The sequence below is a fragment of the Ornithinibacillus caprae genome (assembly GCF_009728145.1).
Lineage (GTDB): Bacteria > Bacillota > Bacilli > Bacillales > Amphibacillaceae > Ornithinibacillus > Ornithinibacillus caprae.
This window is the reverse complement of record NZ_WOCA01000017.1, coordinates 1-26108: the sequence shown is the minus strand read 5'-3', so window position 1 is coordinate 26108 and position 26108 is coordinate 1. Positions and strand designations below refer to the sequence as shown.

The following is a 26108-nucleotide window of genomic DNA, read 5'->3' as shown; positions in this document are numbered from 1 at the left end:
AAAAATAACAGAAGGAGTTGTCTGTAATATGCCACATGAAGATTGTATTTTTTGTAAAATAATCCAAGGTGAAATTCCATCTGCAAAAGTCTATGAGGATGATCATGTCTATGCATTCCTAGATATTAGTCAAGTGACAAAAGGCCACACCCTAGTAATTCCAAAAACACATACAGAAAATATTTATGAAACACCAGCAGAGGTTGCAAAAGAATTATTTGCACGTGTTCCAAAAATTGCAAACGCTATTAAGGACGCATATAACCCTGTTGGAATCAATTTGCTGAACAATAATGGGAAACAAGCATATCAATCTGTCTTCCACTTACATATTCACTTAATTCCGCGTTATGGACAAGAAGATGGTTTCTCTTTAAATTGGGATGCTCGTCCCGAGGAATATACTTCAGAAGACTTACAGCAAATAGCTTCAGACATTAATGCAAATGTTAACTAATTTCATTTTCTGAAAATTACACCCTTTTTATTTGTTTTAATGTCTGTTATAATTGATATAAGTTTTCGCAGCTGACGATGAGCGTACAGTTGGAGAACTTAAAATTTTTATGAGCTGAGCGAAGCTTGAGATGAGGAGAGGTACAAATGAATACGAGAATTTTGGTCATTTTATCACTATTGTTGGGGATTGGTGCTGTATTGCATTTTGTTATGCCACCCATTTATGGGGTGACACCGGATATGATGTTAGCAATGATGTTTTTAGGAATTATGTTATTTCCTAAACTGAAATACGTCATTATTTTATCTCTTGCAACAGGATTAATGTCAGCATTAACAACAAATGCACCAGGTGGGCAAATATCAAACATGATTGATAAACCACTCACAGCATTATTATTTTTTGCACTGTTGTTACTTGTTAAGGATAAAATTAACATAAATATCAGTGCACCACTATTAACTGCAATCGGCACAATAATAAGTGGAACAATCTTCCTAAGTGTTGCATTATTCATTGTTGGATTAATGGATGGAGTATTTTCAGCTCTGTTCTTAGCTGTTGTTCTTCCAGCAGCAGGGTTAAACACAGTATTCATGATCATTATTTATCCAATTGTCCAGCAAATTATGAAACGATCACAACCTATTGCCGTAAACTAATATACAAATAAAATCCTCTGGCACAAAGCTTGTCAGAGGATTTTTTAAACAGAATAATTGTATAATTAGATTACATACATGAAAAGGAATAATAGTTTTAAAAAAAATGGAAAACAATAAGGTATAGTGGGAAAGGAGCGGATTCGTATGGCAAACGGAAAATCTTTATTACTTGGTGTTATGGTAGGTGGAGTCGTAGGTGCTACGGCAACATTATTAAGTGCACCTTCGTCCGGAAGAGAACTGCGAGACCGTGTAAGAGAACAGAGCATTGAATTAAAAGAACTTGTTGCAAACTTAAGACAAGACGGGGTTAAACTTAAAGATCAAATTACTGCAACATCAAAAGAAGGAGTAGCCTTAATTAAGGAACTCACTAATGATATGAAAAGCTCTGTTCAAGAATGGAGAAGTACAGTGGAACCACATCAAGAAAATATTCGTGAATACTTAGAACAGATTGAAACAAGCTTGAAAGAATTAGAAGAAAAAGTACAAAAGCAATAATTAATGTGTGAAACTTTCTCACTTTGAGTGGGAGAGTTTTTTTGTTTTGGGGTTGATATTTTGAGGGGATCTGAAAGCACATACTTGACTTGACAATCCCTACTTTGGGCTACTTTACTTGACAATCCCCCCTACTTTGAGCGGGCTTGTCCGATGTTCCCGCGCTTGTGTCCGATGTTCTGACCCTTGCGTCCGATGTTCACGCACTCGTGTCCGATGTTCCCATGCTTGTGTCCGATGTTCCCGCTCCTGCGTCCGATGTTCCCACGCTTGTGTCCGATGTTCCCGTTCTCGTGTCCGATGTTCCCGCTCTCGCGTCCGATGTTCCCATGCTTGTGTCCGATGTTCTCACGCTCGTGTACGATGTTCTCACGCTTATATGACATAAAAAAAGACTGATACCAAAAGTATCAGTCTCTTCCTAATTATTCTACGCCTTCTGTCCACTCAGCAACTGTATCAGCGTTATCTTCTACCCATGCTGCTGCTGCATCTTCAGGAGAAGTCCCATTATAGATGTCTAACATTACAGCTTCCATGTCTTCTGTTGTCCAGAAGAACTGGTCAAGAATTTTATATGCGTTTGGCATATCTTCTTCAAGTCCTTCACGAACCATTGTGTCGATAGTTTCAGCCTCACCAAATGAACCTTCTGGATCCTCTAAATATTTAAGATCATATTCAGCAAATTTCCAGTGTGGAGTCCAACCAGTTACAATGATTTCTTCTTCATTACCATAAGCAGTACCAAGCTCAGTAGCCATTGCACCACTAGAAGAAGTTACAACTTCCCAACCTTCTAGGTTTTCATAGTCCTCTAAAGATTGCTCAGCTGCAGCTACAACACCAGCACCTGGTTCAATACCAGTAATTTTTTGTCCTGCTTCGTCTGTTAAATCTGCAATCGAATCAACATCCATGTATTCAGGAACAACTAAACCAATTTTAGCTCCTTCAAGGTTCGTACCTAGCTCAACCATTTGATCTGCATATTCTTCATATTGGCTAGCATGTGTTGCTGGTAACCAAGCAGCTACCATACCATCCGCTTCGCCATTAGCTACGGATTCCCACATTACAGAGTTATCGATTGGTGTTAATTTAACATCGAAACCTTGGTCTTCTAATACTTTACCAACTACGTGTGTAGATGCGATTTCAGAATCCCACTCTACATATACTAATTCAATTTCTTTTGATTCGCCTTCTGTTGTATCTCCATTTCCATCTTCATTGTCAGAGCCACAACCAGCAGCAATCAATGATAATGAAAGTCCAGCAGCAATTCCTAGACGTTTCCATGATTTAAACATAAAATAAAACTCCCCTTTTTCTATTTTTAATATATGGTAACTTTTCATACTGAAAAGGTTGCCAACAAGTAAATTATGCTTTATCACCTTTGTTATTCATACTTTGTGTAAAGCGATCAATAATAATTGCAAGAATTACAATTCCAATACCTGCAACAAATCCTACTCCAACATTGGAACGTTGTAGTGCAGATAATACCTCACGTCCTAAACCAGGTGCACCGATCATAGACGCGATAACAACCATAGATAATGCAAGCATTACAGTTTGGTTAATTCCTGCCATAATCGTTGCTTTTGCCATTGGCAATTCAACTTTAAATAGTTTTTGCGTACCAGTACTACCAAATGCTTCAGAAGCCTCTACAAGTTCCTTGGAGACTTGGCGGATACCTAAGTTTGTAAAACGAACTGTTGGTGGTGTTGCGAAGATGAGTGATGCAAACACCCCAGGAACCATACCAATTCCAAAGAATGCAACTGCTGGGATCAAATAAACAAATGCAGGCATTGTCTGCATAAAGTCTAATACTGGTGTAATAATTGCCTCAGCAGTTTTACTTTTAGCCATTAAAATACCTATAGGCACTCCAATAATAACCGATAAGAGACTGGCAATTAGTACAAGTGTTACCGTGCTCATTAACTGTTCCCAGAATCCCTGATTATTTATTAACCATAGACCTACAACAGAAAACGCAGCTAATCCTAACCTCTTACCCGACAGAAGGAAAGCTAATAATGCGACTACAATAATAACCACTACAGGTGGTATAGCCATTAATACATCCTCTGCCATCCACTCCATGAAATTACCAAAATGCTCTTTGATTGGATTAAATAAGAATGATAACTTATCCGTTAATTCATCTACAAACCATTTTGTCCCTTCAGCTATCGGTATACCTTCTGTAAACCACTCTTTTAATGAATTAAACATTGTCGATGTTCACCTCACTATCTCCAGCTAGTGCAGCAATTACTGCTCCTCGAACAATAATTCCTACTAGTCTTTCGTTTTCTAGAACAGCAACTGGAATTGGTGAACCATTTATAATGGTAAAAATATCTTGCATTGCTGTGTCTTTTTCAACCTTCTTAATATCGGTACGTAGTATTTCATGAATGTCGCGCACATCTTTCTTTCTTGCTTCAGATGCATCATCTGCTGTTACATACCCTTTTAGATTTCGTTTACTATCAACAACCAATATGCTTGATAGCCCTTCTTCACGCATGCGCTCTAATGCTACACGTGGTCCGTGTTTATCAATATTAATTGTTTCAGGACGTTTCATAATGTGCCCTGCATTTAAAATCTTAGAACGATCCACATCCTCAACAAATTTCTCGACGTAATCATTTGCTGGATTTACTAAGATTTCTTCCGGTGTTCCAATTTGCACAATAGAACCGTCTTTCATTAATGCAATCCGATCTCCGATTCGAAGTGCTTCGTCCAGATCATGTGTGATAAAAATGATTGTCTTTTTCATATTCGATTGCAAATCAATTAATTCATCTTGCATGTCCTTACGAATTAATGGATCCAATGCAGAGAAAGCCTCGTCCATCAATAAAACCTCTGGGTCGTTCGCTAACGCTCTAGCTAACCCGACACGTTGCTGCATACCACCAGATAATTGGTCTGGCCTTTGTTCAATATAGCCTCCAAGACCAACCATTTCTAATGCTTCTTTTGCTTTCTTAGAACGTTCTTCTTTTGGAACTCCTTGGATTTCTAGACCATATTCAGCATTTTGTAGAACCGTACGATTTGGAAACAACGCAAAACGTTGGAATACCATACCTAATTTTTCACGTCTTACTTGACGTAATTCTTTTTTATCCATTTTTGCTAGATCTTGGCCATCAATAAAGATGCTACCTTCAGTTGGTTCAATTAATCTATTAATTAATCGTACTAAAGTAGACTTACCACTACCGGACAAACCCATGATAACAAATATTTCACCAGTTTCTACTGAAAATGAAGCACGATTAACTCCAACTGTACTTCCAGTCTTCTGTAATATATCTTCCTTTGATAAGCCTTCATCTAACAGCTTTAATGCCTGTTTCGAATTCTTACCAAAAACCTTTGACAAACCTTTCGCCTCAATAATAGGCACATCTTTCACCTCTTTAATTATGATTCTTTTGTTCTAGTCTAGTCCGAATAGATTACTAGACATTCATAAGTACCGAGCAAGGTTAACTTACTTTTATACTATATACTGTTTTATATGTTCAGTACAAACACTGTATACCATTAATTTCGTTTATATTTTTCGTACAGTTTAAACTGTACAATGTTTTCAAGCTAATTCCTTTAAATTACTCCAATTTACTAGCAAATACATGCCAATATGGCATTTTCCAAAAGAGCGATTTTATTGTAACCTTGATATAGCAATGTTTCTAGGAGGATTACATGTTGGAACAAAACACCGAAAACATAAGAAATAAAATAGTAATAGAATTCGCTAAAACTATAGAAATGTTCGATTTAACACCGTTAGAAGCACGATTATTTGCATATTTATACTTAGCTGAAAAACCACTTACATTGGATGAAATGAGTGAAGCATTAGGAAAGAGTAAAACTTCGATGAGCAAAAGTATTCGGAGTTTATCAGATTTGAATTTAGTAACATTAGTGTGGAAAAAAGGAGTACGTAAAGACTTATATCAAGCAAACTCGCAATTATTTAAGTTATTTATGACCTCATATATTAATAAATGGATCGATGCAACTAACCATCGTAAGGATGCTCTAGATGAGATCGAGTTTGATTTGGAGCAAAGCAACAAAAAAGGAATTACAAAAGATGAAAGAGATCGCCTCCGACACCAGTTAACTAACATTATCGATTTCCATAAAAAATTAGATTCATTCTTTCGAGAGCTTAAACAATAAAATATATTTATTCCCATCATGTAATCATAAGGAAAAGCGCTTGGAACGGTTAACAAGCGCTTTATTTTCTGCCATCTTCCTCGATTATTTTGATAAATGTATTCATAAGTTCTACAAAATACCCCTCTGCTTTTAATGCAAAAATTGTTTCGTTTGGATCTAACTTCTCATTCAACATTCCTGCAAAATGTATGAGAAGCGAAGAAAAATCAAGAAGTCCATCCTCTTTTTGAACCTCATATTTAGAATTCAATGTATGTAATAAGTGAAATAATTCATCATATTCTTCATTCGTAATTGTTCTCTCAATAATCAATTTAATAAATGGGTATTTCTGCATATCTAATGTCTTCGTTAGCAATTGTAAATGAAATGTTGCCGTATCATTATTATAAGCCGCCAATATATGCCTCTCCCCCATCTCACATTACATTCTAGATTATTTGTCTGAATAAACTTTCTTTTATTATAATTCTATCTAAAAAAATTTACAAAAAAAGTATTGCTTTTCTTCCGCAAACATACTATCATTCATTAAGGATTTTTTAATATTATATAAATAACTGATTTTGTACAACTACGAACGATCAAGGGGGTATACAAATGAATTGCTTGAAATCAATAAACCTTCACAAAGAATACGGTAAACAATGGATTCGATTTATCTCGTGCTTGACGGGACTATTAGCATTTGTCTTTATGTATGTACCAGCCACAATTATTCATGGTGGAAATCAAGTAAACGAATCAGGAGTATTTTACCTTATAATTGCACTTATTTTTTTACTACCACTTCATTCGTTCGTGCATAAATTACCTTTGTTAATGGTGAAAAAGAAAAATAGTACCAAAAACATAAAGAAAAAATCAAAAAGAATTACAAATCGTTATCCGCATATACAATTATCAAAAATGCATTTTTTATTGGTAGCACTCGCTCCAACAATAATCGTTACAATACCTGGAATCCTAGCAAGCTTTTTGATTCCTGAATTCTATGTATTTATACTAATATTTACTTCTATTCATATAGGTATCACATTCATAGATTTTATCTATATTTTTCATATCGCAAGAGCACCTAAAGAAGCTTTTGTTGAAAATGGAAATGAAGGCTTCCATATATTGCTTAAAGCTTCCAACTAAGAACCTGTTTATCATCAGGTTCTTTTTTATTTCTTTATAAAAACTACTGTTCACAAGGTTAATATTTTGATACAGTAAGACATATGAAGTTCACATAGTTCTTATAAATTTGTCATATATTTTATGGATACTTCTCATCCATATTGGTTATTCATAAGGGAGGTTTTCAGGTTATGAATATTATTTTTATCATTTATGCATTAGTTATTTTATTCATTTTCAATTCTCTTACTCATAAATTTTGCACAAAACTGGAAATGAATCAAACAAAACAAGCTGGTGTTTTTCGAGTAATTAATATTATGATGCTAATTCTGTTAGTATCTTCTTATGTAAAAGTTTTAAATGTAATGATTTAAAGTTTGGGCGATCCATCCTATTTTATAATAGGACTATTTTTTTTGTGTTAAACTATGGTATATTACTTTATAGTACATTAATTTTAAGGAAAAAGATTAGGAGTGTTCATGCATGAAAAAACTAGCTATTGCAGCAACGATTACTGCAGGAGTCCTTACATTATCTGCTTGTAATTCTGATGATCCCGAAGTAATTGTTGAATCTCAAGCAGGAAATATTACAAAAGACGATTTTTATAATGAATTAAAAGATCGTGCAGGTGAAGGTCTACTATACGAAATGGTAGTACTTCAAGTACTAGAAAACAAATATGAAGTAACTGATGATGAAGTTGATGAATATGTAGAGCAAACAAAAGAACAGCAAGGTGAAAACTTTGAAATGTACTTGTATCAACAAGGATTACCAGATGAAGAGGCATTTCGTGATCAAGCATACCAAATGCTTTTACAAGAAAAAATGGCATTTGAAGACATTGAAGTTACCGATGAAGAAGTTCAACAACGTTACGACCGCATGAAAACTGAAATACAAGCGAGTCATATTTTAGTAGAAGATGAAGAAACTGCAAATGATGTTAAGCAACAGCTTGATGAAGGTGCAGATTTTGCTGAATTAGCACAAGAATATTCTACTGACAGTTCAGCTGAAAATGGTGGCGACATAGGATATTTCTCAACTGGAGAAATGGTACCGGAATTCGAAGATGCTGCATATAACCTTGAAATTGATGAAATTAGTGAACCTGTTGAATCTCAATATGGATACCATGTTATTAAAGTAACGGACAAGCGTGATGCTGAAGACATTGAGTCTTTTGAAGATATGGAAGAAGATCTTCGTCGTCAGCTTGCTTACTCTAAAGTAGATCAATCATCATTCCAAGAAAAACTAAATCAACTAATTGAAGATGCTGATATTGATGTAAAAATAGAAGAGTTTGAAAACCTATTTGATGCCCAAGAAGCAAACGCTCAGGGCTAAGAAAAAAGCTATCCATTGGGGTACGTCCCCTAACTGGATAGCTTTTATTTTTTCTTTCATTCTAGTGTGAAACTTGCTGATCTCTTTCTTGCTGCATTCTTTTTTGTCGCTCTTCTTCTATTCGGTCCATGTACACTTTTCCCTGCTGCTCAATATATTTCTCTTCCAGCTCTCTTTCCGCACGCATTGCTCGAAAAGCCATATAGCCACTGAGAAAAATAAACAGAACCATCATAAAAACCCACCAAGGAACACCAAAAATCACGTTAAAACCTCCTTGTCCATCACATCTATCATATATATATGAACAAGATGCCAAAATCATTACAATGGATTAGTTTTCTTCCTCAAAACTTGGCTTATAGAATGAACGATTATCCATTGCAAATAATCTCTCTGTAAATTCTCCTGGTTTCACTTTATCCAATGCTCGGTTAAGCATATTCATTTTAGCATCGATTAAGTCAATGAAGTGTAGTAATTCAGCTTCGCGAACAAGTGGTGGTGTTGGACTTCCCCATTCTTTTATACCATGGTGACTTAGTACGAGGTGTTGTAGAATGAGTACTTCCTCTCCTTCGATTTGTAACTCTTTTGCCATATGGCCGATTTCTTCCACCATCATAGGGATATGCCCTAATAGCTTACCTTCCATGGTATAGGAGGTAGAAACAACTCCCGATAATTCTTTTAATTTTCCTAGGTCATGTAAAATAATACCGGCATACAATAGGTCCTTATTAACCTGTGGGTATAATTTATGTATTTCTTTTGCCAACGCAATCATGCTAACGATATGATGTGCTAACCCTGAAACATATTCATGATGATTTTTTGATGCTGCTGGATAGGTTAATAGTGGCTCTTGATATTTTTTAATAAACGCACGAACAATCCGCTGTAATATTGGATTTTTCATCTCAAAAATTGCTTCTGTCAGCTTTTCCATCAATACTTCTCGTTCTACAGGAGCTTTTTCAATAAAGTCAGAGACATGAACACCATCTGTCGGTTGAGAAGGACGAATCGAGGTTATTTTCATTTGAGGCTTACCCCTAAATTGGTTGATCTCCCCAGTAATTCGGATAATTTGTTCCGCAACAAATACCTCTTCATCCTCCTTGGTGACGTCCCATAATTTTGCTTCAATTTCACCTGTTGCATCTCTTAAAATAAGTGTTAGAAATGGTTTCCCTGTACTCGTAACCCCACGCGATGCTTCTTTAATTAAAACAAACCCTTCAAATGGGTCACCTATTTGATGACTCCCGATTCCCCGTTTCATGTCTCATTCTCCTTCCTTATGAAAAAGAGATTGACAGAAAATAAGCACGCGTGACACAGTGCCATATTTAGATTGTCAATCTCAGATCATCGAATACTAATTTTCGTTTTTAGGTATATAATTGAATATCTCACCAGACTCAACTACGCGAATAAACTTCATTAGCCAATCATAGTAATCTTTAGCATAGCGCAATCTCTCAATATCAGAGTTAATTTTATCTTTTAACTCAGGATCATCCGTCTTTTGTTGAATTATCTCTAGCTCTTCAATTGCTTCATTAGCCTCTTCAATATTCGATTCTGTTTGTTTACGCCAACGGTTGGCAAACAATGATGTAAAGGACTTGTACCAATCTTCTTCCGATTGATACAGATCTTTACGAATTCCCTTCTTATATGTAGGTTCAACCATCTTCATATCAGACAACGCTCGAACACCAGTAGACATACTTGTTTTGCTCATTTCTAGTGCATCCCGCATATCATCTAATGTCATCGGTTGATCAGCAAAATATAATGTACCATATAATCTACCTACAGAAGATGTAATCCCATATAGATTCATATTCTTGGCTATTACCTGTATAAATTTTTCTATTGTTTCTTCATATTGTTCCCAATCTTTGCCTTGATTTTCTTCGGGCATGGAAGAGTCCCTCCGTTTACACATTTCCTTTTATGTTAACTACACCATAATCTGAAAACAGTTTATCATTTATTTTCCATTAATGGAACCTGATTTGTTAATTTAATAACATTTGATGTAGTTGATTCCAGTATTTCCTTTCTACAGGAAAATAATAATACTTGTTGTTTTTCTGCTATTTCATCCAAAATACGAAGAACTTTCTCCGTCCGTATAGCGTCGAAATGAACAAAAGCATCATCAATAATAAAAGGAAGATGGTTTTCCTTTGTCATAATTTCTCCGATTGCTAATCTTAAGGATACATATAGTTGGTCAATTGTACCTTGAGAAAGCTCCTCCACAGTATATCTAATATTGTCCTTACTTTCTACTAAAAATAATTTTTCCTCCGTTGGTGCAAATACATGTATATATGCACCTCCTGTAATCTTCTGAAAATAGTATGATGTTTGTTCAATTACTTTGGATTGGTATTTTTTCCTGTAATTTCGTTTTGTCTCGGTTAAAAGCTCTTTTGCCGTTTTATACGTTGCCCATTCTTTCGCTATAACATTTAATTGCTCCTTATTCATGTGAAATTGATGCAACATTTTAGAATAGCTCTCTGATGATTCCATTTTGCTTAAATCTATTTTTATATCTGCGATCTGTTGCTGAAGTTCTTGTATAGTAGCTTCCATGTTAGAAATCATTTCTTTAGCCTGTTGAATCTCCAATTCAACACTACTTTGCTGAGGTCTTTGTTCGACAAGCTTTTGCCATTGATCATTAGAAAATAGTTGCTTATATTGCTGGATAATTTTACTCCGTAATTCCAACCATTTTTCTCTCTCTTCTAATACACTAGCCTGTTGGTAAAACTCATCCTCATTACTTACCTCTGCAGACTTAAACAATAAATCTATTTCATTTTGATATACTTCTATTTTTTGTTTTACATTTTGTTGATGTTGATTATTTTCGCTAATTAATTTCTTTACTTGAGAAAGGGATTCCTTCGCTTTGATGAAATCATTCCACTCTTCCTCTATCCACTTTAGTTGCTCTTCGGTAGTATTCGATGTATCGACTCCTTCCTCTTGGAGAGCTTTTTCTACCTCTTTTTCAAACAAAGAAACGTTACGTTGAATTACTTGATATTCCGCTTCTAATTCTTCTTTCTCGCTCTGCATTCGAAGAATAGATTTTAGTGTATGGAAAACTTCTGTCCAATACGGAACGTCTACATTCCGTAAAAAGGGGTATATTTGCTGCTGTTCTTGAATTTTCTTTTGTAATTGTTCTTTGCTACCCTTTTTAACAGATTGCTTTTCTTGTAGCTGTATACGTTGAATATCTGTAGACTTTAATTGTTCTAATAATAGTTTTTGTTCATTTTTATTCTCATGGTCACGCTCTAACAGACGTTCAGCATCTTCTTTTTCACGGTCGGTCAAATTGCCTTCAGATGGTATGTACATTGATTGCTCAAATAATTTTTCCATGTTTAGTAAGGAGCGCCTACTCCAGCCCCATTGTCCGATACCTATAATGAAACTAATCACTGCTACAGTTACTAGGATATCCCAGTCAGTGAAAATTCCTGTTATCCCTAAAATGACAGCTAGAGCAATAGATGCTAACAAAATAGTAGTTGATCTCTTTTCCGTTACTTTTTTATTTTTTCTCCACTTTTCTGCTTTGATCTTTTCTTCTTGCTGCAACTTCTCAACTAATTTACTTTTACTATAATGCTCAAGCTTTTCGTGTAGTTGATTTTTCTGTTCATTTGTTAGTAGCTCTGCTTCTAGTTCATGTAATTGTTCTTCAATAAATGTTTGTGTTTGCTCAACTAAATGGATATCCTCGTTCAATAGCTTTTGTTCTAGTTCTAGCTGCTCTTGATTACTCTTTAGTTCATTCCAAGTTTTCTCAATGTGGAAAGGTAAACGAATTTCTTTTAAATCCTTACGAGTTATACCTAGGTTCATATCCTCTAACTCAGTTTGAATACGAAGATTTAATTTTTGCATGGAATCGTTTATCTTGAATAATTCGTTTTTTTGCTCTTTAAACTTCTCTTGTTTATCTAAAAGGATTACTAATTTTTCTGATGATTTCTTAGATGAAAGGGACTGTTCTAACTGAAGTTGCTGATTCTTCTGTCTTTGCTCATTTGCCTTTAGAACAGACATCTCACTTTGTAATGGTACTACTTTTTCTTTCAAGGATTGGAGGCGGTTAATCCCTTCTTCTGGAAAAGGAATGTAACTAGGTATCTCTTTTAATTGGTTAGAATATTTATGGTATTCATGTACTGCTGGTAAAGCCTGTAGTTTTTTTTCCAATAACAGTACATGCTCTCTTTCAGTTCGTACGTTATTCGTTAACCGGTCCATCTCCGTTGTCAATTCAATTAATTTAATTTGCTTTTGTCGATAAGTTGCCTCTTCCTGCTGCATTTCTGTCAAGGTCATTTGATGCCCTTGCAATGCTTGAATTTGCTGATTAATGACAGGTTTCTTACCATATGGTTTAAACATTTCTGCTATTTTGGTATCTAACTTTTTTTCAATTGAATGAATATGTACAGAACCTGTTAAACCAATTCCTAATAATACTTCTCCCATATCATTTTCCTTCATCTTACGTATGGAGGATAAATCATTTGCAGAGAACGAAAATATATTATGATATGCTTCTTGATTCATTCCCCCTAGGCATTCTTGGAGCCATTTTTCATTATGTTCCAAGCCGTCTGGAGTGTAGCAGATCGCTGCACCATTTCGAGTATCATCCATTCGTTCAATGATGAATTCTCCATAATCAGGATCTTGTACAGTTAGTCTTCCTCCCATTTTGCTACTTGTTTTCGGTCGATAAAATGTCCGTTGTTTAGGCGGTAAACCAAATAACATAAATAGAATAAATTTATGTAAAGATGACTTTCCTGATTCATTTTCTCCATAAATAATGGTTAGATTTTCATTCCGAAAATCGATGTCAAAATCTACCCATTTAGCAAACCCAAATATGGTCGCGCGTAATAGTTTCATATTTCTCACCTCATTTCTCAAGAAGCTCATGTATTAATAGGTCATAAGCTTCCCTTTTTATTTCTTCTATGTCTTCAGTCGAAAGTTTTTCCATATATTTTCTTGCATCCTTATGCTGATATAATTCGCTTATATAAGTTGCTATGGATGCATTTTTTAATTGTCTAGTAAGTTCCCCGATAAAGTGCTCTCCTTCATATGATCGAAAAGCATCCTGTTCGGATATGCTTATCTGATACCGGTATACATAAGACCAAATTTTTGTTTCTATAAAGCTTTCGTTGATAATTTCTATGACATCTTCTAGTAACTGTTCATTTTTCCACTGCTTCAGTTTTTCTGTATTTCCTTGTATTGTTAAATCAAGAAGCTGTGGTACATCTAGTTGATCGTTTTCTGCTATTTCCGATCGTATATAGGCTTCGGCCTCATGTATTTCCTTACAATGAGACAAATCAACTGAAATGGAATTAAACTGTATTGCTTGTAGAGGAATAAAGTCTGTTTGCATATTCGTTTCTGTTAATCTAACATGATAGCAGCCTTTCTCCGCTGATTCTTTTCGACTTCGCCCTTGTATATTACCAGGATAGACGACAGGTGGCTTAAATTTAAGTACTTCTCGCTTATGAATATGTCCTAATGCCCAGTAGCTAAAATGCTCTTGCATTAAATCTCCTAATTGAAATGGTGCATACAAATCATGCTCCGTATTACTCGCTATACTTCCGTGCAACATAGCGATATGATAAGGGACGTTTGGATCCTTTATTTTATACTCAGAAACCTTTTTTTGTTTTACGGCTCTATTTTCATAGCTAAAACCATAGATATTTGCTAGAGGTTGGCCACCTTTGATATAAGTAAAGTGGTCTACTTCTTCACGTGAAAATACAAATACATTTGAGGGATATGTAATGGGATGAATATTCCCTTTAATAAAGTCGTGATTTCCATAAGATAAGTATACATTAATGTGATGTCGTCCCAACTCCTCAAAAGCCTTCTTCAATTTCACTTGTGCTTTCAAGCTTTGGCGTTCATTATCAAATAAATCACCGACAAGTATTACAAAATCCACTTGCTTTACAATTGCAGTCGATACTAAATTTTCAAGAGCCTTAAATGTACTTTCTCGTATTTCTTTAAACAGTTGATCTGGAACATGTGCCAATCCCTTAAAAGGACTATCTAAATGTAAATCCGCTGCATGAATAAATGAAACTTCCGTTGACACTAAGCTCACCTCCAGCTTATTTCCTTTTTAAATTTATTTTAACAAAACAAGAAAGCGAATGCACGTTCGTTATCTTAACAATAGAAAAGGTCGCTTAAACTTCGCGACCTTATCTTTACTCTTTCTTGGTTAATTCGATTGCTTTTTTCATATCCTTTAATGAACTTGAACGACCATACATTAACACTCCACCTTTATAAACTCTTGAACCAATAAGTGCTAAAAGAATAATTGTACCTATTAGTAGACTAATTGAAATTGCAACTTCCCAAAACGGTACTTCTAACATTCCAATCCGCAAAAACATTAGCATAGGTGCAAAAAAAGGTATAAAAGATGTAACGGTAACTAGTGTTGATTCCGGCATACTTAACCCAAACATCGCAATTAAAAAGGCAGCTACCACTAATAACGTCATCGGGGTAATTAATTGTTGAACATCCTCTACTCTACTTACTAATGACCCTAACATTGCTGCCAAGGTTGCATACAGTAGATACCCCAATAAAAAGAAAATAATCCCGTAAATATAAACAGTAGGTGAAGTATCTTGAATCCCAAAGTATTCAAAGATTCCCCCTGTTAACTCCTCTTGTTTAGACTGAATAAGTGTATAACCTACTATTACAAATAGAGAGATTTGTGTTAAACCTAAAAGAGCTATTCCTGTAATTTTAGCAAACATATGTGTCACAGGGGATGCACTGGAGACTAGAATTTCCATCACTCTTGACGATTTTTCTGTAGCCACATCTGTAGCAATTATTGTTCCATACATCAGTACAGCTATATAAAGCAAGAATAACATAATATACACGATTCCACGTGCTTGATTTAACTCTTCATCAGTTTTCGCACTTTCATTAAGTGCTATTCGTTGAAAAGTGATCGGCTCATATATTTCCGTAATAGTTGCTTGATCAATCCCAGCAGCTTGTGTAGCCATTGCAATTTTCAATTGTTGTAATTGCTGTTCTAATACCATTTGAACAGCTGTTTCTGTAATGGTATTGGAGTAGTAAGTTGCTTCCGGTACTTGATCCTCATTTAACTCCAACACAACAAGCGCTTTATAAATCCCTTCTCTAACCGATTCTTTAATAACTCCTTCGCTCTCATCTACTGATACTATCTCAACATCTTCATTAGAATTTGAAACACTTTCCTGTAATGAATCGAAAAGTACATCTGATTTATCAATAACTGCTATTGTGTCTTTGTCATCACTTGAAAATATATCAACAATCGTCTGAAAGTTTGCCATACCTATAATAAATAACAGAATGATTGCTGTACTAATATAAAATGATTTAGTCTTCAATCTAGTCATATAGGTATGTGATAAAATAATCCAAAACTTATTCATATGCTGCACCTACTTTCTCAATGAAAATATCATTTAAAGAAGGTTCTTCTAAATCAAATTTACGTACAAATCCTTTCCCTTGTAAAGAAGCAAACACTTTTTGTGATACATCCTCATGCTCAATTTGTAGTTCACAGCCATCAGCTACCTTCTTATATCTCAATACTCCAGGGATATCCTGTAAAAAGTCCACTGAAAAATCCCCATGAACCATTAAGTTCTTCTTCCCAAAGGAACGTTTTATATCACGCAAAGAACCTTGAACTACTTGATCTCCATTATGTAGAATACATAAATGCTCACACAATTCTTCAACATGTTCCATTCGATGTGATGAAAAAACAATAGACGTCCCTTGATTTTTTAACTCTAATACAGCTTCCTTTAACATTTCGACATTAATTGGGTCCAGTCCAGAAAAAGGCTCATCCAGAATAAGTAGCTTTGGCTTATGAATAACAGCGGAGATAAACTGGATTTTTTGCTGATTCCCTTTCGATAATTCTTCAACTCTTTTGTCTATATATTCCGGAACTTTAAACCGCTCTAACCAATTATTTAGTTCTGAATCTACTTCGTGTTTACTCATACCTCGTAATTTTCCGAGATAAATCAATTGATCCCTTACTTTTAATTTTGGATAAAGCCCTCTTTCTTCTGGCAAGTAACCAATTAAATGACTTTTATCATAATTAATTGTTTCACCATTCCAAGAAATATCACCATTGGTACGATCCAACAAACCGAGAATCATCCGAAAGGTAGTTGTCTTACCTGCACCATTTCCTCCAAGAAAACCAAACATTTCACTTTCTGGGATTTCTAAAGATAGATTATTTACAGCGATATTTTCTCCAAATCGTTTGGTTACATTGTTCAGTAATAATGTCATTATATTTCCCTCCCTTATTCTCTTCCATTATAATAAGCAGAAGCTACACCATAAATGAGACAATGCAGCACATAGAGTATGGACAATAAGAAAAAACTAAAGGAAATGCCATCAAACATAACAACCAGCGGCCAAGCAATAAGCATGACAACAAGCATTATATCCCAAGTTCTCCCCTTTGCTTGATTATTTACTTGGTAATAACGCTCATCATAACGGTGTTTTTTCTTTCCTAAATGACGTTGCAGGAAAAATAATGCTATTAAAAAAGCATAATTTCCAAGCATAATCAATATTACCCACGGAGTTTGTAAGAATTCTTCACTCAACATTTTCATCCCCCTCAAAAATAAATAATTCCTCAATTGAACAGTTAAATATTTGCGAGAGTTTATGCGCTAGTACTAATGAAGGTTTATATTTTCCTTTTTCAAGTGAAATAATAGTCTGTCTAGAAACCTTCAATGCCTTTGATAACTCCTCCTGCGTCATGTTCATTTCATTACGTTTTTCACGAATAAGCGTTCTCATGATTATCTCCTACTTTTTAGTAAAGTTAACTTTACGTAAAGTTTACATTACATTCATTTCCCTGTCAAGTTTACTTTACAATTTAAAGGAAAGTGTTTGTAAAAGAAGGATTATTCTTGTGGTTATCGAATATTGTATATATGAAAAACGTCAAGGAGGCAACGTCATGCGTACGTACGTATTAACGGTATTTGATAAATCTGGAGAAAAATTATTAGATGAATCCTTTGAGGCAAAAAATGATCAAGAAGCAAAAGAAGTCGGTTCTTCAAAGCTAGCTGAAAAAGGATACAGTGAACATACACATCGATGTGTTTCACCAGATGCGAAATTAGTCTTATTTCATCGATAATTTTGGTGCAAAAAACGACTTCAATCACTGAAGTCGTTTTCAATTAATTATTCTCCTTTAAATACAGGGTTTCTTTTCTCCAAAAACGCCTGTACCCCTTCCTGGTGGTCTTTTGTATTACGTAATTCCCATTGAGATTTCTTTTCTTCCTTCAAATAATATGCCAGTGTTGCTTGGTTTTTCGTATGATACATCATTTTCGTTTTTAGCATAGCTACAGTCGGAGTTGTTAATATTTTTTGTCCGATTTTTGTTGCTGTCTCTACTACACTTTCATTTGTTAATACATCAACGAGTCCCATACGTTTGGCTTCCTGCCCTTGAACCTGTTGCATTCCCCAAGTAAATTGTTTTGCTTGATGGGCTCCCAGTCGTTGCTCTAACCAAAAATGTCCACCACCATCGGGGGCTAAACCTACTCCAATAAACAGCATCCCAAATCTAGATTCATTTTGCGCGACCACATAATCAGCAGTTAATGCTATGCTTAGCCCTAGACCTGCAGCAGAGCCTTGTACAGCGGAAATAACGATTTTAGGCATCATGTACAGCTTCGTTACAACTGCACTGATTGTATCCATAACCCCATCGAAAAATTCTTTATTAGCAAAATCCTTCATCATGTTGATATCTCCACCAGCACAAAAAGCATTACCATTTCCAGCTAGTACGATAACCTTATCATCATTCTTTTCTACTGTTTCTAACACATATAAAAATTCCTCTAACATTTCCTTATTCAAAGCATTAAACCGCTCTGGACGATTTAAATGAATATATGAAATATTGTCTTTACTTTCATACTTAACAATCGACATTACGATCTCCCCCTTTTCTATAATATACATTCTCCCTTTTTTCATCATTTTCCTGCATGAATATTAGAAATGTACTTATACAGGATAAGAAATTTACCATATAAAAAACTGCAGATACAAATCTGCAGTTTTACGTAAAAATTATTCAGCTTGTTCCTCATGTGCACCATATAGTTCTTCTAACGGTTTTGTAATGATTTGGCTCACTTCATTAATCATCATGTTTAAACGCTGTTCTTGTTCCATTAGTTTTGAAATATCTTCATGTTGTTGAACTAATTCTACCACTTGACGTGCTTTTTCAACTTCTTCTTCTGTAATTTCTTCACCTTGCATTTGTTTTTGTTGTAGCTCCATCTGTGTATTACGGAAGTTATCAAACATTTGCTTTGCAGAAGGATCATTCATTACAGCTTCAAAAGCTGATTTTAATCCTTGAAATTCCTCACTCTCACGTATCGCTTTTTCCATATCATATGCACTATCATAAATATTTGGCATGGTTAGCCTCCTTTTAATTATTACTAAAGCATCTATTGAAAAACCTTCAGTATTTGTTTTTCATATACTTTAATTTTTTCACTTTATAAAGTGTAACAAACGAATAGGTTCATGTATAGCGATTCGAAAAATCAAATAGGACGATATATTGTTTTTTCACTTTCCTTTATACTGCTATAATTAAATTAAAGGCTTAGAAGAAAAGAGGATTTTCACATATGATTACACAACTAAAAAAAATTTTTCCTTCTTTAATTATCCTTACCGATATTGACCAAAATCTAGACTCTAACTTTGAATGGTACCTTCATGATACAAATGAGTTAATCGGCATACATAAAAGTGAACTGACATCTAAGGATAAGGGTTTACTTGCTACTTTTTTAGAGCCATATACCCATACCTTTCCACTTCCGACTCAAAAAGAAAAACTCTGGGAAAATAGAATTACTAACCATTCTAACATGCAACTAGATGCTAATATAACTTATAGATTTGTGTATTTTTCCATTTCCAATAATCAAATCGATCCAATATCATTTAAAGAAGCACTGAATGAATTATTTGCTATGGACATTACTATTCTTTGGGAAAATCAACAAGAAGGTATTATTATTGAAGAGCAAAAAAAACATGCCGAGGAAGATATCTCCTATGAAAAAATAATTGATATTTTGATGAGTGATTTATATGTCAAAATCAACTTCCTAGTTGGGCCATTTCGTGAAGACTTGCATCTTGTAAAAGAACATTATGAGAATCTATTGCGTAGTGCGAAAATGTCTTTTTCGTATACAGATAAAAATGTGTTGTCTTATGTAGAAGTTATACCATATATACTCATTGACCAGATAGAAGCCTCTTATAAAAAAGAAATCTCTAAGACCATATTAAAAGATTTTGCAACGGATCAGGAGTTATTACAAACGATTGAAGTATTTCTTGAAAGTAATTTAAATATATCAGTTGCTGCTAAAAAGCTATACATGCATAGAAACAGTCTTCAATATCGATTAGACAAGTTTTATGAAGCCACTGGGATCGATGTAAGGGACTTTCATCAGGCTTTAACCGTCTACTTAGCATTATTAGCTAATAATTAAATACGCTTAGATAACGAAGGTTTCCGATAAGCACTCACAGTGAAAACCTTTGTTATCTACTAGCACTTTCTACCCACCTAGTAAAGATGCACAAAGAGGACAAACTTCTTTGTGCATCTTTACTATTTACGGACTATTTTCTACTAGGCTATACTTAATATAGTAAAACGCTTACAAATTGGGGGAATAAAAAATGGCAGAGTTACGCTTAGAACATATCCAGAAAAAGTATGACAAGGAAGTTATTGCAGTAGATGATTTTAATCTTCATATTCAAGATAAAGAATTTATCGTATTCGTTGGACCATCTGGTTGTGGTAAATCAACTACATTACGTATGATTGCAGGTCTTGAAGAAATCACTGATGGTGGCTTATTCATTGATGATAAAAAGATGAATGATGTAGCACCAAAAGATCGTGATATCGCAATGGTATTCCAAAACTATGCACTTTACCCGCATATGAATGTATACGATAACATGGCTTTCGGATTAAAACTCCGTAAATTTAAGAAAGATGAAATTGATAAACGTGTTCAAAATGCTGCAAAAATCCTAGGATTAGAAGCATATTTAGATCGTAAACCAAAAGCTCTTTCTGGTGGTCAACGTCAACGTGTTGCTTTAGGTCGTGCGATTGTACGTGATGCAAAGGTATTCTTAATGGATGAGCCTTTATCAAACTTGGATGCAAAATTACGTGTACAAATGCGTGCTGAAATCCAAAAGTTACACCAACGCTTACAAACAACTACCATCTACGTTACCCATGACCAAACAGAAGCAATGACGATGGCAACACGTTTAGTTGTTATGAAAGATGGTATAATTCAACAAGTTGGTGCACCAAAAGATGTATATGACAGTCCTGAGAATGTTTTCGTAGGTGGATTTATCGGATCACCTTCTATGAACTTCTTAAACGGTAAGTTAACGGAAACTCATTTTGAAATGGAAAATGTAAAAGTTAAAGTTCCTGAAGGTAAAATGAAAGTACTTCGTGAACAAGGCTATGTAAATAAAGATGTTATTCTAGGAATCCGTCCAGAAGATATCCATGATGAGCCTGTATTTATCGAATCAACACCAGAAACAAAAATTACAGCTCATATCGATGTAGCTGAGTTAATGGGTGCAGAGTCATTCCTTTACTCAAAAATAAATGATCAAGATTTTATTGCTCGTGTTGATTCTCGTTCAGACGTTCAAGGTGGAGACAGCATTGATCTAGCCTTTGATATGAATAAATGTCATTTCTTTGATGCAGAAACTGAATTACGTATTCGCTAGTTTAACAGCATGTGTTTATAAAAGGTGTTCTAGCTGGAACACCTTTTATTTTTATACATATTTTTTATAAATAATGGAATTAATTTCTATACTTTAGTAAATACTACCACTAATTATAAACTTCATTCTAACCAAATATTTCATAGTTGCACCGGGAGTATTGATCGTCTATTACTTTACTTATTTGTTATTAAAAAGTCATCATAAAAGGGAAAGTCATTATTGACTTTCCCTTATCTGTAAGGGGTTTTCCCCCAGAGGCCATATTTATTGAGATTGTCCGTTTAATTGTTGTTGAGCTGTTTGAACTAGACGTTTAGTGATTTCTCCACCAACAGAACCATTAGCACGAGAAGTAGTATCAGCTCCTAAGTTAACACCAAATTCAGTAGCAATTTCATACTTCATTTGATCAAGAGCTTGTTGTACACCAGGTACAAGTAATTGGTTGTTATTATTGTTATTTGCCATGTGATATCACCTCCTTCTGTACTAACTATTGTGAGCAGGAAACCCAATTCTTATCACAAATAATAGTTGGTAATTTGTTCATGTTTTTCTACAATTTTTAAGAACATATAAAAAGCCCGTATTATCAACTGTTTGACAATACGGGCTAAACTTATATTTTATTTTGGATGTGTCATTTCTTTTGGATTAACATACTTATCAAACTCTTCTTCTGTTAAAAGTCCGAGATCTACTGCCGTTTCTTTTAATGTTGAGTTATCTGCAAATGCCTTCTTTGCAATCTTTGCTGCATTTTCATAGCCGATGTGTGGATTCAATGCCGTTACAAGCATTAATGAATCATTCAGATATTTTTCAATTTGTTCGTGATTTGGTTCAATCCCTTGTGCACAGCGTTCATCAAATGAAAGCATACTGTCAGCAAGTAATTGGCTAGACTGTAAGAAGTTATAAGCAATAACTGGTTTAAATACATTTAGTTCAAAATTACCTTGACTTGCTGCAAATCCTATTGTTGCATCATTTCCCATAACCTGAGCTGCTACCATCGTAACTGCTTCACTTTGTGTAGGGTTAACCTTTCCAGGCATAATCGAACTTCCTGGCTCGTTAGCTGGAATAGTAATTTCACCAATACCACAGCGCGGACCACTTGCCAACCAACGAACATCATTAGCAATTTTCATTAAGTCAGCCGCTAGTGCTTTTAATGCACCATGTGCATATACCGTTTCATCATGACTTGTTAATGCATGGAATTTATTTGGCGCAGAAACGAAATCCTTACCAGTATATTCATTAATTGCGTCACAAACACGTTCCGAGAATTCTGGATGAGCATTCAATCCAGTTCCAACAGCAGTTCCACCAATTGCTAGTTCTTTTAAATATTCTACACTTTGTGTAATCATATTTTCCGATTTTTCAAGCATACGATGCCATCCGCTTATTTCTTGTCCAAGTGTTAATGGTGTTGCATCCTGCAAATGCGTGCGACCAATTTTAACGATATCCTGGAATGCATCCATTTTTCCTTTTAATGTATCTTTTAATGTTCGTAATGCTGGTAATACAACATCCTCTAATTTTAATACAGAAGCAATATGCATAGCTGTTGGATACGTATCATTTGAACTTTGTGATTTATTAACATCATCGTTTGGATGTAGGGTAAGGTCACTACCTTGTTCTTTTAACCATACATTACCTACAAAAGCGATCACTTCGTTTACGTTCATATTAGATTGTGTACCACTTCCAGTTTGCCAAACAACTAATGGAAAATGATCATTTAACTCACCATTAATTACTTGAGTTGCAGCATATTCAATTGCCTCAGCTTTTTTGGCATCCATTAACCCTAAATCACTATTTGCTTTAGCTGCACTCTTCTTCAAGATTGCAAACGCTTTTATTATTTCGGTAGGCATTTTTTCATCGCCGATTGGAAAGTTCTGCTTACTACGCTGTGTTTGTGCCCCCCAAGATTTATCAGCGGGAACTTTTACTTCTCCTAATGTATCTCGTTCAATGCGATAATCCATTGTGTATTCCTCCCAATGTCTTTACTTTTTTAAACCCTCCCCTATTGTACCAAATTTTTAATAATAGTTAATATATTTCTGTTTATCAGAAGAAAAAATATTAATTGTTGTTAAAAAGTCCAATATGGTCACAAAATTGTCTTTACTTTTCACACCATCTTTGTACTATTTTGATTTATACTATATATAGTCAATAATTTATATGGATGGCACATTCATTGAAGCATATGTCGTTATGCTTTTTTTAGTCTTATAAGGAGGATTTTCGTATGCCTAATATTTGGACACATATGCTTTTTTGCGAAGATGTAGTAGATTCCATCGGAAAAAATCCGTTCCCAACCTATGAACATTATATGAACTTAGGGGCTCAAGGTCCGGATCCATTTTTTTATTACAACTTTTGGCCATGGATCAAGGAAGATCATATCCAAGATATTGGATTGCTGCTTCATCAGAGGCATTGCGGAGCATTTTTAATGGATTTAATAACATCTGCAAAAAGCTCTATTCCCGAGGTACAGGCCTATGTCTTTGGTTTCGTTACCCATCACATATTAGATAGAAACACACATCCATATATCCATTACCGAGCGGGCTATGAAGGAAATAAACACCAAAAGCTTGAGGTTTGTATCGATACCTTAATGATGGAAAAAGATAAAAATATAAAAACCTGGAAAGTTCCTGTTTATAAAGAAATAAATGTGGGACCTTCATTACATGAGGATATTATAGAACTTCTACATGAAACGATCAAAAAACATTACCCAATGGTTGAGGAAGAAACAACTTATTATATTGAAAAATCTTATCGTGACATGAAGCTCGCTTTAAGAATATTATCCGACCCGTTTGGGTGGAAGAATGCTCTATTAGCTTCTCTCATTTCATCATATTCTCATCGCCCAATTAAAGATAATGTGGATTACTTGAATAAGGATAGAACAACATGGTATCACCCAGCAACAAATCAACCATGCACCAAAAGTTTTATCGACTTATATGAACAAGGGCGAATCGAAGCTATAGAAATCGGCTCCACCATCTTAAAATACTGGAAAGATGAAAACGTTACGGAAACACATTTGAGAGAATTAATTGGTGATATTTCCTATGACACAGGAAAACCTTTAAATTTAAATCTCGAAAATAAATATTGTGACCCAATTGTTTAATATGGGTAGTAAGGAGTTTGGATCATATTCCAAGCTCCTTTTTCTTTTTTAATATGCTAAAGTTGTGAACCTAGCATATTTTAAGCTGTTAGTTGGGAATATTTAATATAGAGTATTTATAACTAATTAGCTCGGAGGAGTTTACATGTTTGAGTTAATAAAAAAAGCAATAAAGATCAACACATTAAAACTAATTACGATAGCATTTGTATTTTATATTTCATGTGCATTTATTATTTATTTTATTGAACCAGATAATTTTAAAAATCCCTTTATCGGTTTGTGGTGGGTAATGACAACTGTAACTACCGTGGGATATGGTGATTATTCCCCTGTTACCTATGTTGGAAAAATTTTTGGGATATTTCTTTATCTAACAGGTATAGGGTTAATTGGTATCATACTTGGTAAAATTGTTGATTCATTTACACTGTACAGAAGACTTAAGGAGGAAGGAAAATTGAGTTATAACGGTAACGATCATTATGTCATCATCGGGTGGTCTACAAAAGCGAGAAAAACGCTCGATGAAATTTTACAAAATAATGCTGCTGATAGAGATGTTGTTTTAATAGATCAATTAGATAAAACACCTTTCGAACATAATAATTTTTATTTCATACAAGGTGATCCTACAAGCTATGAAATTTTGGATAAGGCAAATGTACTGCGCTCCAATTCAGTTGTTATTTTTTCACCAGAAGAAGAAGATGAAGTTTCTGCTGACGGAAAGTCTCTTTTAATTGCTTCTTCGATAGAGAGTTATGGAATGGAACATGATAAAGATATCTATACGATTGTTGAAATGATTCGTGACGATGACGTGAGAATGTTTAATCATGTAAAAATAGATGAATTTATACCTTCAAATGATGCGTTCTCCTTCCTCATGGCTAAATCAATGCAACACCATGGATCTAGTCAGTTATTTATGCAATTACTGAGTAAAAGATTTGGAGATGACCTCTGGATGGTAAAACCGGACCCAACATGGAAAACCTTTCGAGATGCTTTTAATGGATTAAGAGATAGAGGAGCAAACTTAATATCTGCCAATAATGACCTAAGTATCATTAGACGTTTAGACGAAGAGATCCCTGTGGATACTAGTTTATATATCATTTGCAATAAAGAAACATACCATTTGATACAACAAGCTTGGTAGTGGTTAGATGCTGTAATTTTTATACCATTAAAAAGCACGTTTCTATCTTAAAATGTACCCTTTGTAAAGGACTATTTAAAAAAAGACTATGCTACACTGGAAAGGTGATTCCTGTATTGTACAGGGGTCATCTTTTTTAGATTCCATTGATATCTGTAGTTGTTGTAATAAGTCATATAACTCTTAATTTCTCGCTTTAACTCATCTAAGGTTTCACAAGGTTTAATATATGCTTCATCTTTAAAATGCCCAAAAAATGATTCTTGTGGGGCGTTATCCCAACAGTTTCCTCGTCTTGACATGGATTGGCCTAAATCATATTTCTTAACCATCCTT

The 26108-nt window shown here is 34.6% G+C and carries 30 protein-coding genes; 11 read left to right on the top strand and 19 right to left on the bottom strand.

Features of this window, described 5'->3' with window-relative positions; all coding sequences use genetic code 11:
* The first annotated feature begins 28 nt into the window (after positions 1–28).
* The 3 genes from GMD78_RS17170 (at position 29) to GMD78_RS17160 (ending at position 1629) form a co-directional block, all read left to right on the top strand.
* Positions 29–457: an HIT family protein gene (locus GMD78_RS17170; RefSeq protein ID WP_155670552.1), complete on the top strand. Its 429-nt coding sequence runs from the start codon at positions 29–31 to the stop codon at positions 455–457.
* Between the two features lie 146 nt (positions 458–603).
* A complete protein-coding gene (locus tag GMD78_RS17165; RefSeq protein WP_155670550.1) occupies positions 604–1122 on the top strand; it encodes a tryptophan transporter in 519 nt (172 codons plus the stop codon).
* Between the two features lie 147 nt (positions 1123–1269).
* Positions 1270–1629, top strand: coding sequence for a YtxH domain-containing protein (locus GMD78_RS17160; RefSeq protein ID WP_155670548.1), 360 nt, complete (start codon positions 1270–1272; stop codon positions 1627–1629).
* A 131-nt stretch (positions 1630–1760) separates the two neighbouring features.
* Here the strand turns inward: GMD78_RS17160 and GMD78_RS17155 are convergent, their stop codons facing one another.
* The 4 genes from GMD78_RS17155 to GMD78_RS17140 all read right to left on the bottom strand — a co-directional run bounded on the left by GMD78_RS17155 (position 1761) and on the right by GMD78_RS17140 (position 5074).
* Positions 1761–2015 carry a hypothetical protein gene (locus GMD78_RS17155; RefSeq protein ID WP_155670546.1) on the bottom strand — a complete coding sequence of 85 codons (255 nt, stop codon included), beginning with the start codon at positions 2013–2015 and terminating at the stop codon, positions 1761–1763.
* 39 nt (positions 2016–2054) lie between these two features.
* Positions 2055–2942, bottom strand: coding sequence for a glycine betaine ABC transporter substrate-binding protein (locus tag GMD78_RS17150; RefSeq protein ID WP_155670544.1), 888 nt, complete (start codon positions 2940–2942; stop codon positions 2055–2057).
* A gap of 73 nt (positions 2943–3015) precedes the next feature.
* Complete coding sequence (locus GMD78_RS17145) at positions 3016–3882, bottom strand: ABC transporter permease (protein WP_155670542.1); 867 nt, start codon at positions 3880–3882, stop codon at positions 3016–3018.
* Positions 3875–5074: a quaternary amine ABC transporter ATP-binding protein gene (locus tag GMD78_RS17140; protein ID WP_343042417.1), complete on the bottom strand. Its 1200-nt coding sequence runs from the start codon at positions 5072–5074 to the stop codon at positions 3875–3877. Before GMD78_RS17140 ends, GMD78_RS17145 begins: the two co-directional genes overlap by 8 nt.
* A 302-nt stretch (positions 5075–5376) precedes the next feature.
* Here GMD78_RS17140 and GMD78_RS17135 point away from each other — a divergent pair, with 302 nt between their 5' ends.
* Positions 5377–5862, top strand: a complete 486-nt coding sequence (locus tag GMD78_RS17135) for a GbsR/MarR family transcriptional regulator (RefSeq protein WP_155670538.1) — start codon at positions 5377–5379, stop codon at positions 5860–5862.
* 61 nt (positions 5863–5923) lie between these two features.
* On the opposite strand, the gene GMD78_RS17130 is transcribed toward GMD78_RS17135, so the two are convergent.
* Positions 5924–6265, bottom strand: a complete 342-nt coding sequence (locus GMD78_RS17130) for a DUF1878 family protein (protein WP_246187688.1) — start codon at positions 6263–6265, stop codon at positions 5924–5926.
* A gap of 200 nt (positions 6266–6465) precedes the next feature.
* Between GMD78_RS17130 and GMD78_RS17125 the strand changes: the two genes are divergently transcribed.
* Together GMD78_RS17125 and GMD78_RS17120 are read left to right on the top strand one after the other, a co-directional pair.
* Complete coding sequence (locus GMD78_RS17125) at positions 6466–7008, top strand: DUF3267 domain-containing protein (RefSeq protein WP_155670533.1); 543 nt, start codon at positions 6466–6468, stop codon at positions 7006–7008.
* A gap of 471 nt (positions 7009–7479) precedes the next feature.
* Positions 7480–8352 carry a peptidylprolyl isomerase gene (locus tag GMD78_RS17120; RefSeq protein ID WP_155670532.1) on the top strand — a complete coding sequence of 291 codons (873 nt, stop codon included), beginning with the start codon at positions 7480–7482 and terminating at the stop codon, positions 8350–8352.
* Between the two features lie 61 nt (positions 8353–8413).
* On the opposite strand, the gene GMD78_RS17115 is transcribed toward GMD78_RS17120, so the two are convergent.
* The 9 genes from GMD78_RS17115 to GMD78_RS17075 form a co-directional block, all read right to left on the bottom strand.
* Entirely contained in the window at positions 8414–8617 is a 204-nt protein-coding gene (locus GMD78_RS17115) for a sporulation YhaL family protein (protein ID WP_343042416.1), read from the bottom strand.
* 69 nt (positions 8618–8686) lie between these two features.
* Positions 8687–9637, bottom strand: coding sequence for a 3'-5' exoribonuclease YhaM (gene yhaM / locus GMD78_RS17110; protein WP_155670528.1), 951 nt, complete (start codon positions 9635–9637; stop codon positions 8687–8689).
* Between the two features lie 96 nt (positions 9638–9733).
* Complete coding sequence (locus GMD78_RS17105) at positions 9734–10285, bottom strand: GbsR/MarR family transcriptional regulator (RefSeq protein WP_155670526.1); 552 nt, start codon at positions 10283–10285, stop codon at positions 9734–9736.
* Between the two features lie 65 nt (positions 10286–10350).
* A complete protein-coding gene (locus GMD78_RS17100; protein WP_196493854.1) occupies positions 10351–13323 on the bottom strand; it encodes an AAA family ATPase in 2973 nt (990 codons plus the stop codon).
* A gap of 10 nt (positions 13324–13333) precedes the next feature.
* The gene (locus GMD78_RS17095) at positions 13334–14560 is read right to left on the bottom strand and encodes a metallophosphoesterase family protein (RefSeq protein ID WP_343042415.1); all 1227 of its coding nucleotides are present in this window, start codon (positions 14558–14560) and stop codon (positions 13334–13336) included.
* 115 nt (positions 14561–14675) lie between these two features.
* On the bottom strand, positions 14676–15926 hold the full coding sequence (locus GMD78_RS17090; RefSeq protein ID WP_155670520.1) for an ABC transporter permease: 1251 nt from the start codon (positions 15924–15926) through the stop codon (positions 14676–14678).
* On the bottom strand, positions 15919–16818 hold the full coding sequence (locus GMD78_RS17085) for an ABC transporter ATP-binding protein (RefSeq protein WP_155670518.1): 900 nt from the start codon (positions 16816–16818) through the stop codon (positions 15919–15921). Before GMD78_RS17085 ends, GMD78_RS17090 begins: the two co-directional genes overlap by 8 nt.
* Before the next feature lie 14 nt (positions 16819–16832).
* Positions 16833–17150 carry a DUF2178 domain-containing protein gene (locus tag GMD78_RS17080; protein WP_196493853.1) on the bottom strand — a complete coding sequence of 106 codons (318 nt, stop codon included), beginning with the start codon at positions 17148–17150 and terminating at the stop codon, positions 16833–16835.
* Positions 17140–17349, bottom strand: coding sequence for a helix-turn-helix transcriptional regulator (locus GMD78_RS17075; protein ID WP_155670513.1), 210 nt, complete (start codon positions 17347–17349; stop codon positions 17140–17142). The genes GMD78_RS17080 and GMD78_RS17075 overlap by 11 nt, the downstream gene beginning before the upstream one ends.
* A 166-nt stretch (positions 17350–17515) precedes the next feature.
* Here GMD78_RS17075 and GMD78_RS17070 point away from each other — a divergent pair, with 166 nt between their 5' ends.
* Complete coding sequence (locus GMD78_RS17070) at positions 17516–17701, top strand: YhzD family protein (RefSeq protein WP_155670511.1); 186 nt, start codon at positions 17516–17518, stop codon at positions 17699–17701.
* Positions 17702–17748: 47 nt separating this feature from the next.
* On the opposite strand, the gene GMD78_RS17065 is transcribed toward GMD78_RS17070, so the two are convergent.
* Both GMD78_RS17065 and GMD78_RS17060 read right to left on the bottom strand, forming a co-directional pair.
* Entirely contained in the window at positions 17749–18519 is a 771-nt protein-coding gene (locus tag GMD78_RS17065; RefSeq protein ID WP_155670509.1) for an enoyl-CoA hydratase, read from the bottom strand.
* A 141-nt stretch (positions 18520–18660) separates the two neighbouring features.
* Positions 18661–19020, bottom strand: a complete 360-nt coding sequence (locus GMD78_RS17060; RefSeq protein ID WP_155670507.1) for a YlbF/YmcA family competence regulator — start codon at positions 19018–19020, stop codon at positions 18661–18663.
* A gap of 218 nt (positions 19021–19238) precedes the next feature.
* Here GMD78_RS17060 and GMD78_RS17055 point away from each other — a divergent pair, with 218 nt between their 5' ends.
* Both GMD78_RS17055 and GMD78_RS17050 read left to right on the top strand, forming a co-directional pair.
* Entirely contained in the window at positions 19239–20123 is an 885-nt protein-coding gene (locus GMD78_RS17055) for a PucR family transcriptional regulator (RefSeq protein ID WP_155670505.1), read from the top strand.
* A 193-nt stretch (positions 20124–20316) separates the two neighbouring features.
* The gene (locus GMD78_RS17050) at positions 20317–21414 is read left to right on the top strand and encodes an ABC transporter ATP-binding protein (RefSeq protein ID WP_155670503.1); all 1098 of its coding nucleotides are present in this window, start codon (positions 20317–20319) and stop codon (positions 21412–21414) included.
* A gap of 267 nt (positions 21415–21681) precedes the next feature.
* Here GMD78_RS17050 and GMD78_RS17045 read toward each other — a convergent pair whose 3' ends face one another.
* Positions 21682–21885: an alpha/beta-type small acid-soluble spore protein gene (locus tag GMD78_RS17045; protein WP_155670501.1), complete on the bottom strand. Its 204-nt coding sequence runs from the start codon at positions 21883–21885 to the stop codon at positions 21682–21684.
* 158 nt (positions 21886–22043) lie between these two features.
* Positions 22044–23429 carry a class II fumarate hydratase gene (gene fumC / locus GMD78_RS17040; RefSeq protein WP_155670499.1) on the bottom strand — a complete coding sequence of 462 codons (1386 nt, stop codon included), beginning with the start codon at positions 23427–23429 and terminating at the stop codon, positions 22044–22046.
* Between the two features lie 269 nt (positions 23430–23698).
* Between fumC and GMD78_RS17035 the strand changes: the two genes are divergently transcribed.
* On the top strand, positions 23699–24607 hold the full coding sequence (locus GMD78_RS17035; protein WP_155670496.1) for a zinc dependent phospholipase C family protein: 909 nt from the start codon (positions 23699–23701) through the stop codon (positions 24605–24607).
* Between the two features lie 145 nt (positions 24608–24752).
* A complete protein-coding gene (locus tag GMD78_RS17030) occupies positions 24753–25772 on the top strand; it encodes a potassium channel family protein (RefSeq protein WP_155670494.1) in 1020 nt (339 codons plus the stop codon).
* 86 nt (positions 25773–25858) lie between these two features.
* Here GMD78_RS17030 and GMD78_RS17025 read toward each other — a convergent pair.
* Positions 25859–26108 (bottom strand): IS3 family transposase (locus tag GMD78_RS17025; protein WP_155670492.1); only part of this gene is annotated, 250 nt, incomplete at its 5' end.

What these genes read in the sequence shown, in the direction of transcription:
- GMD78_RS17170 (WP_155670552.1), top strand. Translation starts at nt 29, where the DNA reads ATGCCACATGAAGATTGTATTTTTTGTAAAATAATCCAAGGTGAAATT.
- GMD78_RS17030 (WP_155670494.1), top strand. Translation starts at nt 24,753, where the DNA reads ATGTTTGAGTTAATAAAAAAAGCAATAAAGATCAACACATTAAAACTA.
- GMD78_RS17070 (WP_155670511.1), top strand. Translation starts at nt 17,516, where the DNA reads ATGCGTACGTACGTATTAACGGTATTTGATAAATCTGGAGAAAAATTA.
- fumC (WP_155670499.1), bottom strand. Translation starts at nt 23,429, where the DNA reads ATGGATTATCGCATTGAACGAGATACATTAGGAGAAGTAAAAGTTCCC.
- GMD78_RS17060 (WP_155670507.1), bottom strand. Translation starts at nt 19,020, where the DNA reads ATGCCAAATATTTATGATAGTGCATATGATATGGAAAAAGCGATACGT.
- GMD78_RS17080 (WP_196493853.1), bottom strand. Translation starts at nt 17,150, where the DNA reads ATGTTGAGTGAAGAATTCTTACAAACTCCGTGGGTAATATTGATTATG.
- GMD78_RS17145 (WP_155670542.1), bottom strand. Translation starts at nt 3,882, where the DNA reads ATGTTTAATTCATTAAAAGAGTGGTTTACAGAAGGTATACCGATAGCT.
- GMD78_RS17065 (WP_155670509.1), bottom strand. Translation starts at nt 18,519, where the DNA reads ATGTCGATTGTTAAGTATGAAAGTAAAGACAATATTTCATATATTCAT.
- GMD78_RS17055 (WP_155670505.1), top strand. Translation starts at nt 19,239, where the DNA reads ATGATTACACAACTAAAAAAAATTTTTCCTTCTTTAATTATCCTTACC.
- GMD78_RS17160 (WP_155670548.1), top strand. Translation starts at nt 1,270, where the DNA reads ATGGCAAACGGAAAATCTTTATTACTTGGTGTTATGGTAGGTGGAGTC.
- GMD78_RS17050 (WP_155670503.1), top strand. Translation starts at nt 20,317, where the DNA reads ATGGCAGAGTTACGCTTAGAACATATCCAGAAAAAGTATGACAAGGAA.
- GMD78_RS17045 (WP_155670501.1), bottom strand. Translation starts at nt 21,885, where the DNA reads ATGGCAAATAACAATAATAACAACCAATTACTTGTACCTGGTGTACAA.
- GMD78_RS17100 (WP_196493854.1), bottom strand. Translation starts at nt 13,323, where the DNA reads ATGAAACTATTACGCGCGACCATATTTGGGTTTGCTAAATGGGTAGAT.
- GMD78_RS17105 (WP_155670526.1), bottom strand. Translation starts at nt 10,285, where the DNA reads ATGCCCGAAGAAAATCAAGGCAAAGATTGGGAACAATATGAAGAAACA.
- GMD78_RS17035 (WP_155670496.1), top strand. Translation starts at nt 23,699, where the DNA reads ATGCCTAATATTTGGACACATATGCTTTTTTGCGAAGATGTAGTAGAT.
- GMD78_RS17085 (WP_155670518.1), bottom strand. Translation starts at nt 16,818, where the DNA reads ATGACATTATTACTGAACAATGTAACCAAACGATTTGGAGAAAATATC.
- yhaM (WP_155670528.1), bottom strand. Translation starts at nt 9,637, where the DNA reads ATGAAACGGGGAATCGGGAGTCATCAAATAGGTGACCCATTTGAAGGG.
- GMD78_RS17135 (WP_155670538.1), top strand. Translation starts at nt 5,377, where the DNA reads ATGTTGGAACAAAACACCGAAAACATAAGAAATAAAATAGTAATAGAA.
- GMD78_RS17090 (WP_155670520.1), bottom strand. Translation starts at nt 15,926, where the DNA reads ATGAATAAGTTTTGGATTATTTTATCACATACCTATATGACTAGATTG.
- GMD78_RS17150 (WP_155670544.1), bottom strand. Translation starts at nt 2,942, where the DNA reads ATGTTTAAATCATGGAAACGTCTAGGAATTGCTGCTGGACTTTCATTA.
- GMD78_RS17155 (WP_155670546.1), bottom strand. Translation starts at nt 2,015, where the DNA reads ATGTCATATAAGCGTGAGAACATCGTACACGAGCGTGAGAACATCGGA.
- GMD78_RS17165 (WP_155670550.1), top strand. Translation starts at nt 604, where the DNA reads ATGAATACGAGAATTTTGGTCATTTTATCACTATTGTTGGGGATTGGT.
- GMD78_RS17125 (WP_155670533.1), top strand. Translation starts at nt 6,466, where the DNA reads ATGAATTGCTTGAAATCAATAAACCTTCACAAAGAATACGGTAAACAA.
- GMD78_RS17120 (WP_155670532.1), top strand. Translation starts at nt 7,480, where the DNA reads ATGAAAAAACTAGCTATTGCAGCAACGATTACTGCAGGAGTCCTTACA.
- GMD78_RS17075 (WP_155670513.1), bottom strand. Translation starts at nt 17,349, where the DNA reads ATGAGAACGCTTATTCGTGAAAAACGTAATGAAATGAACATGACGCAG.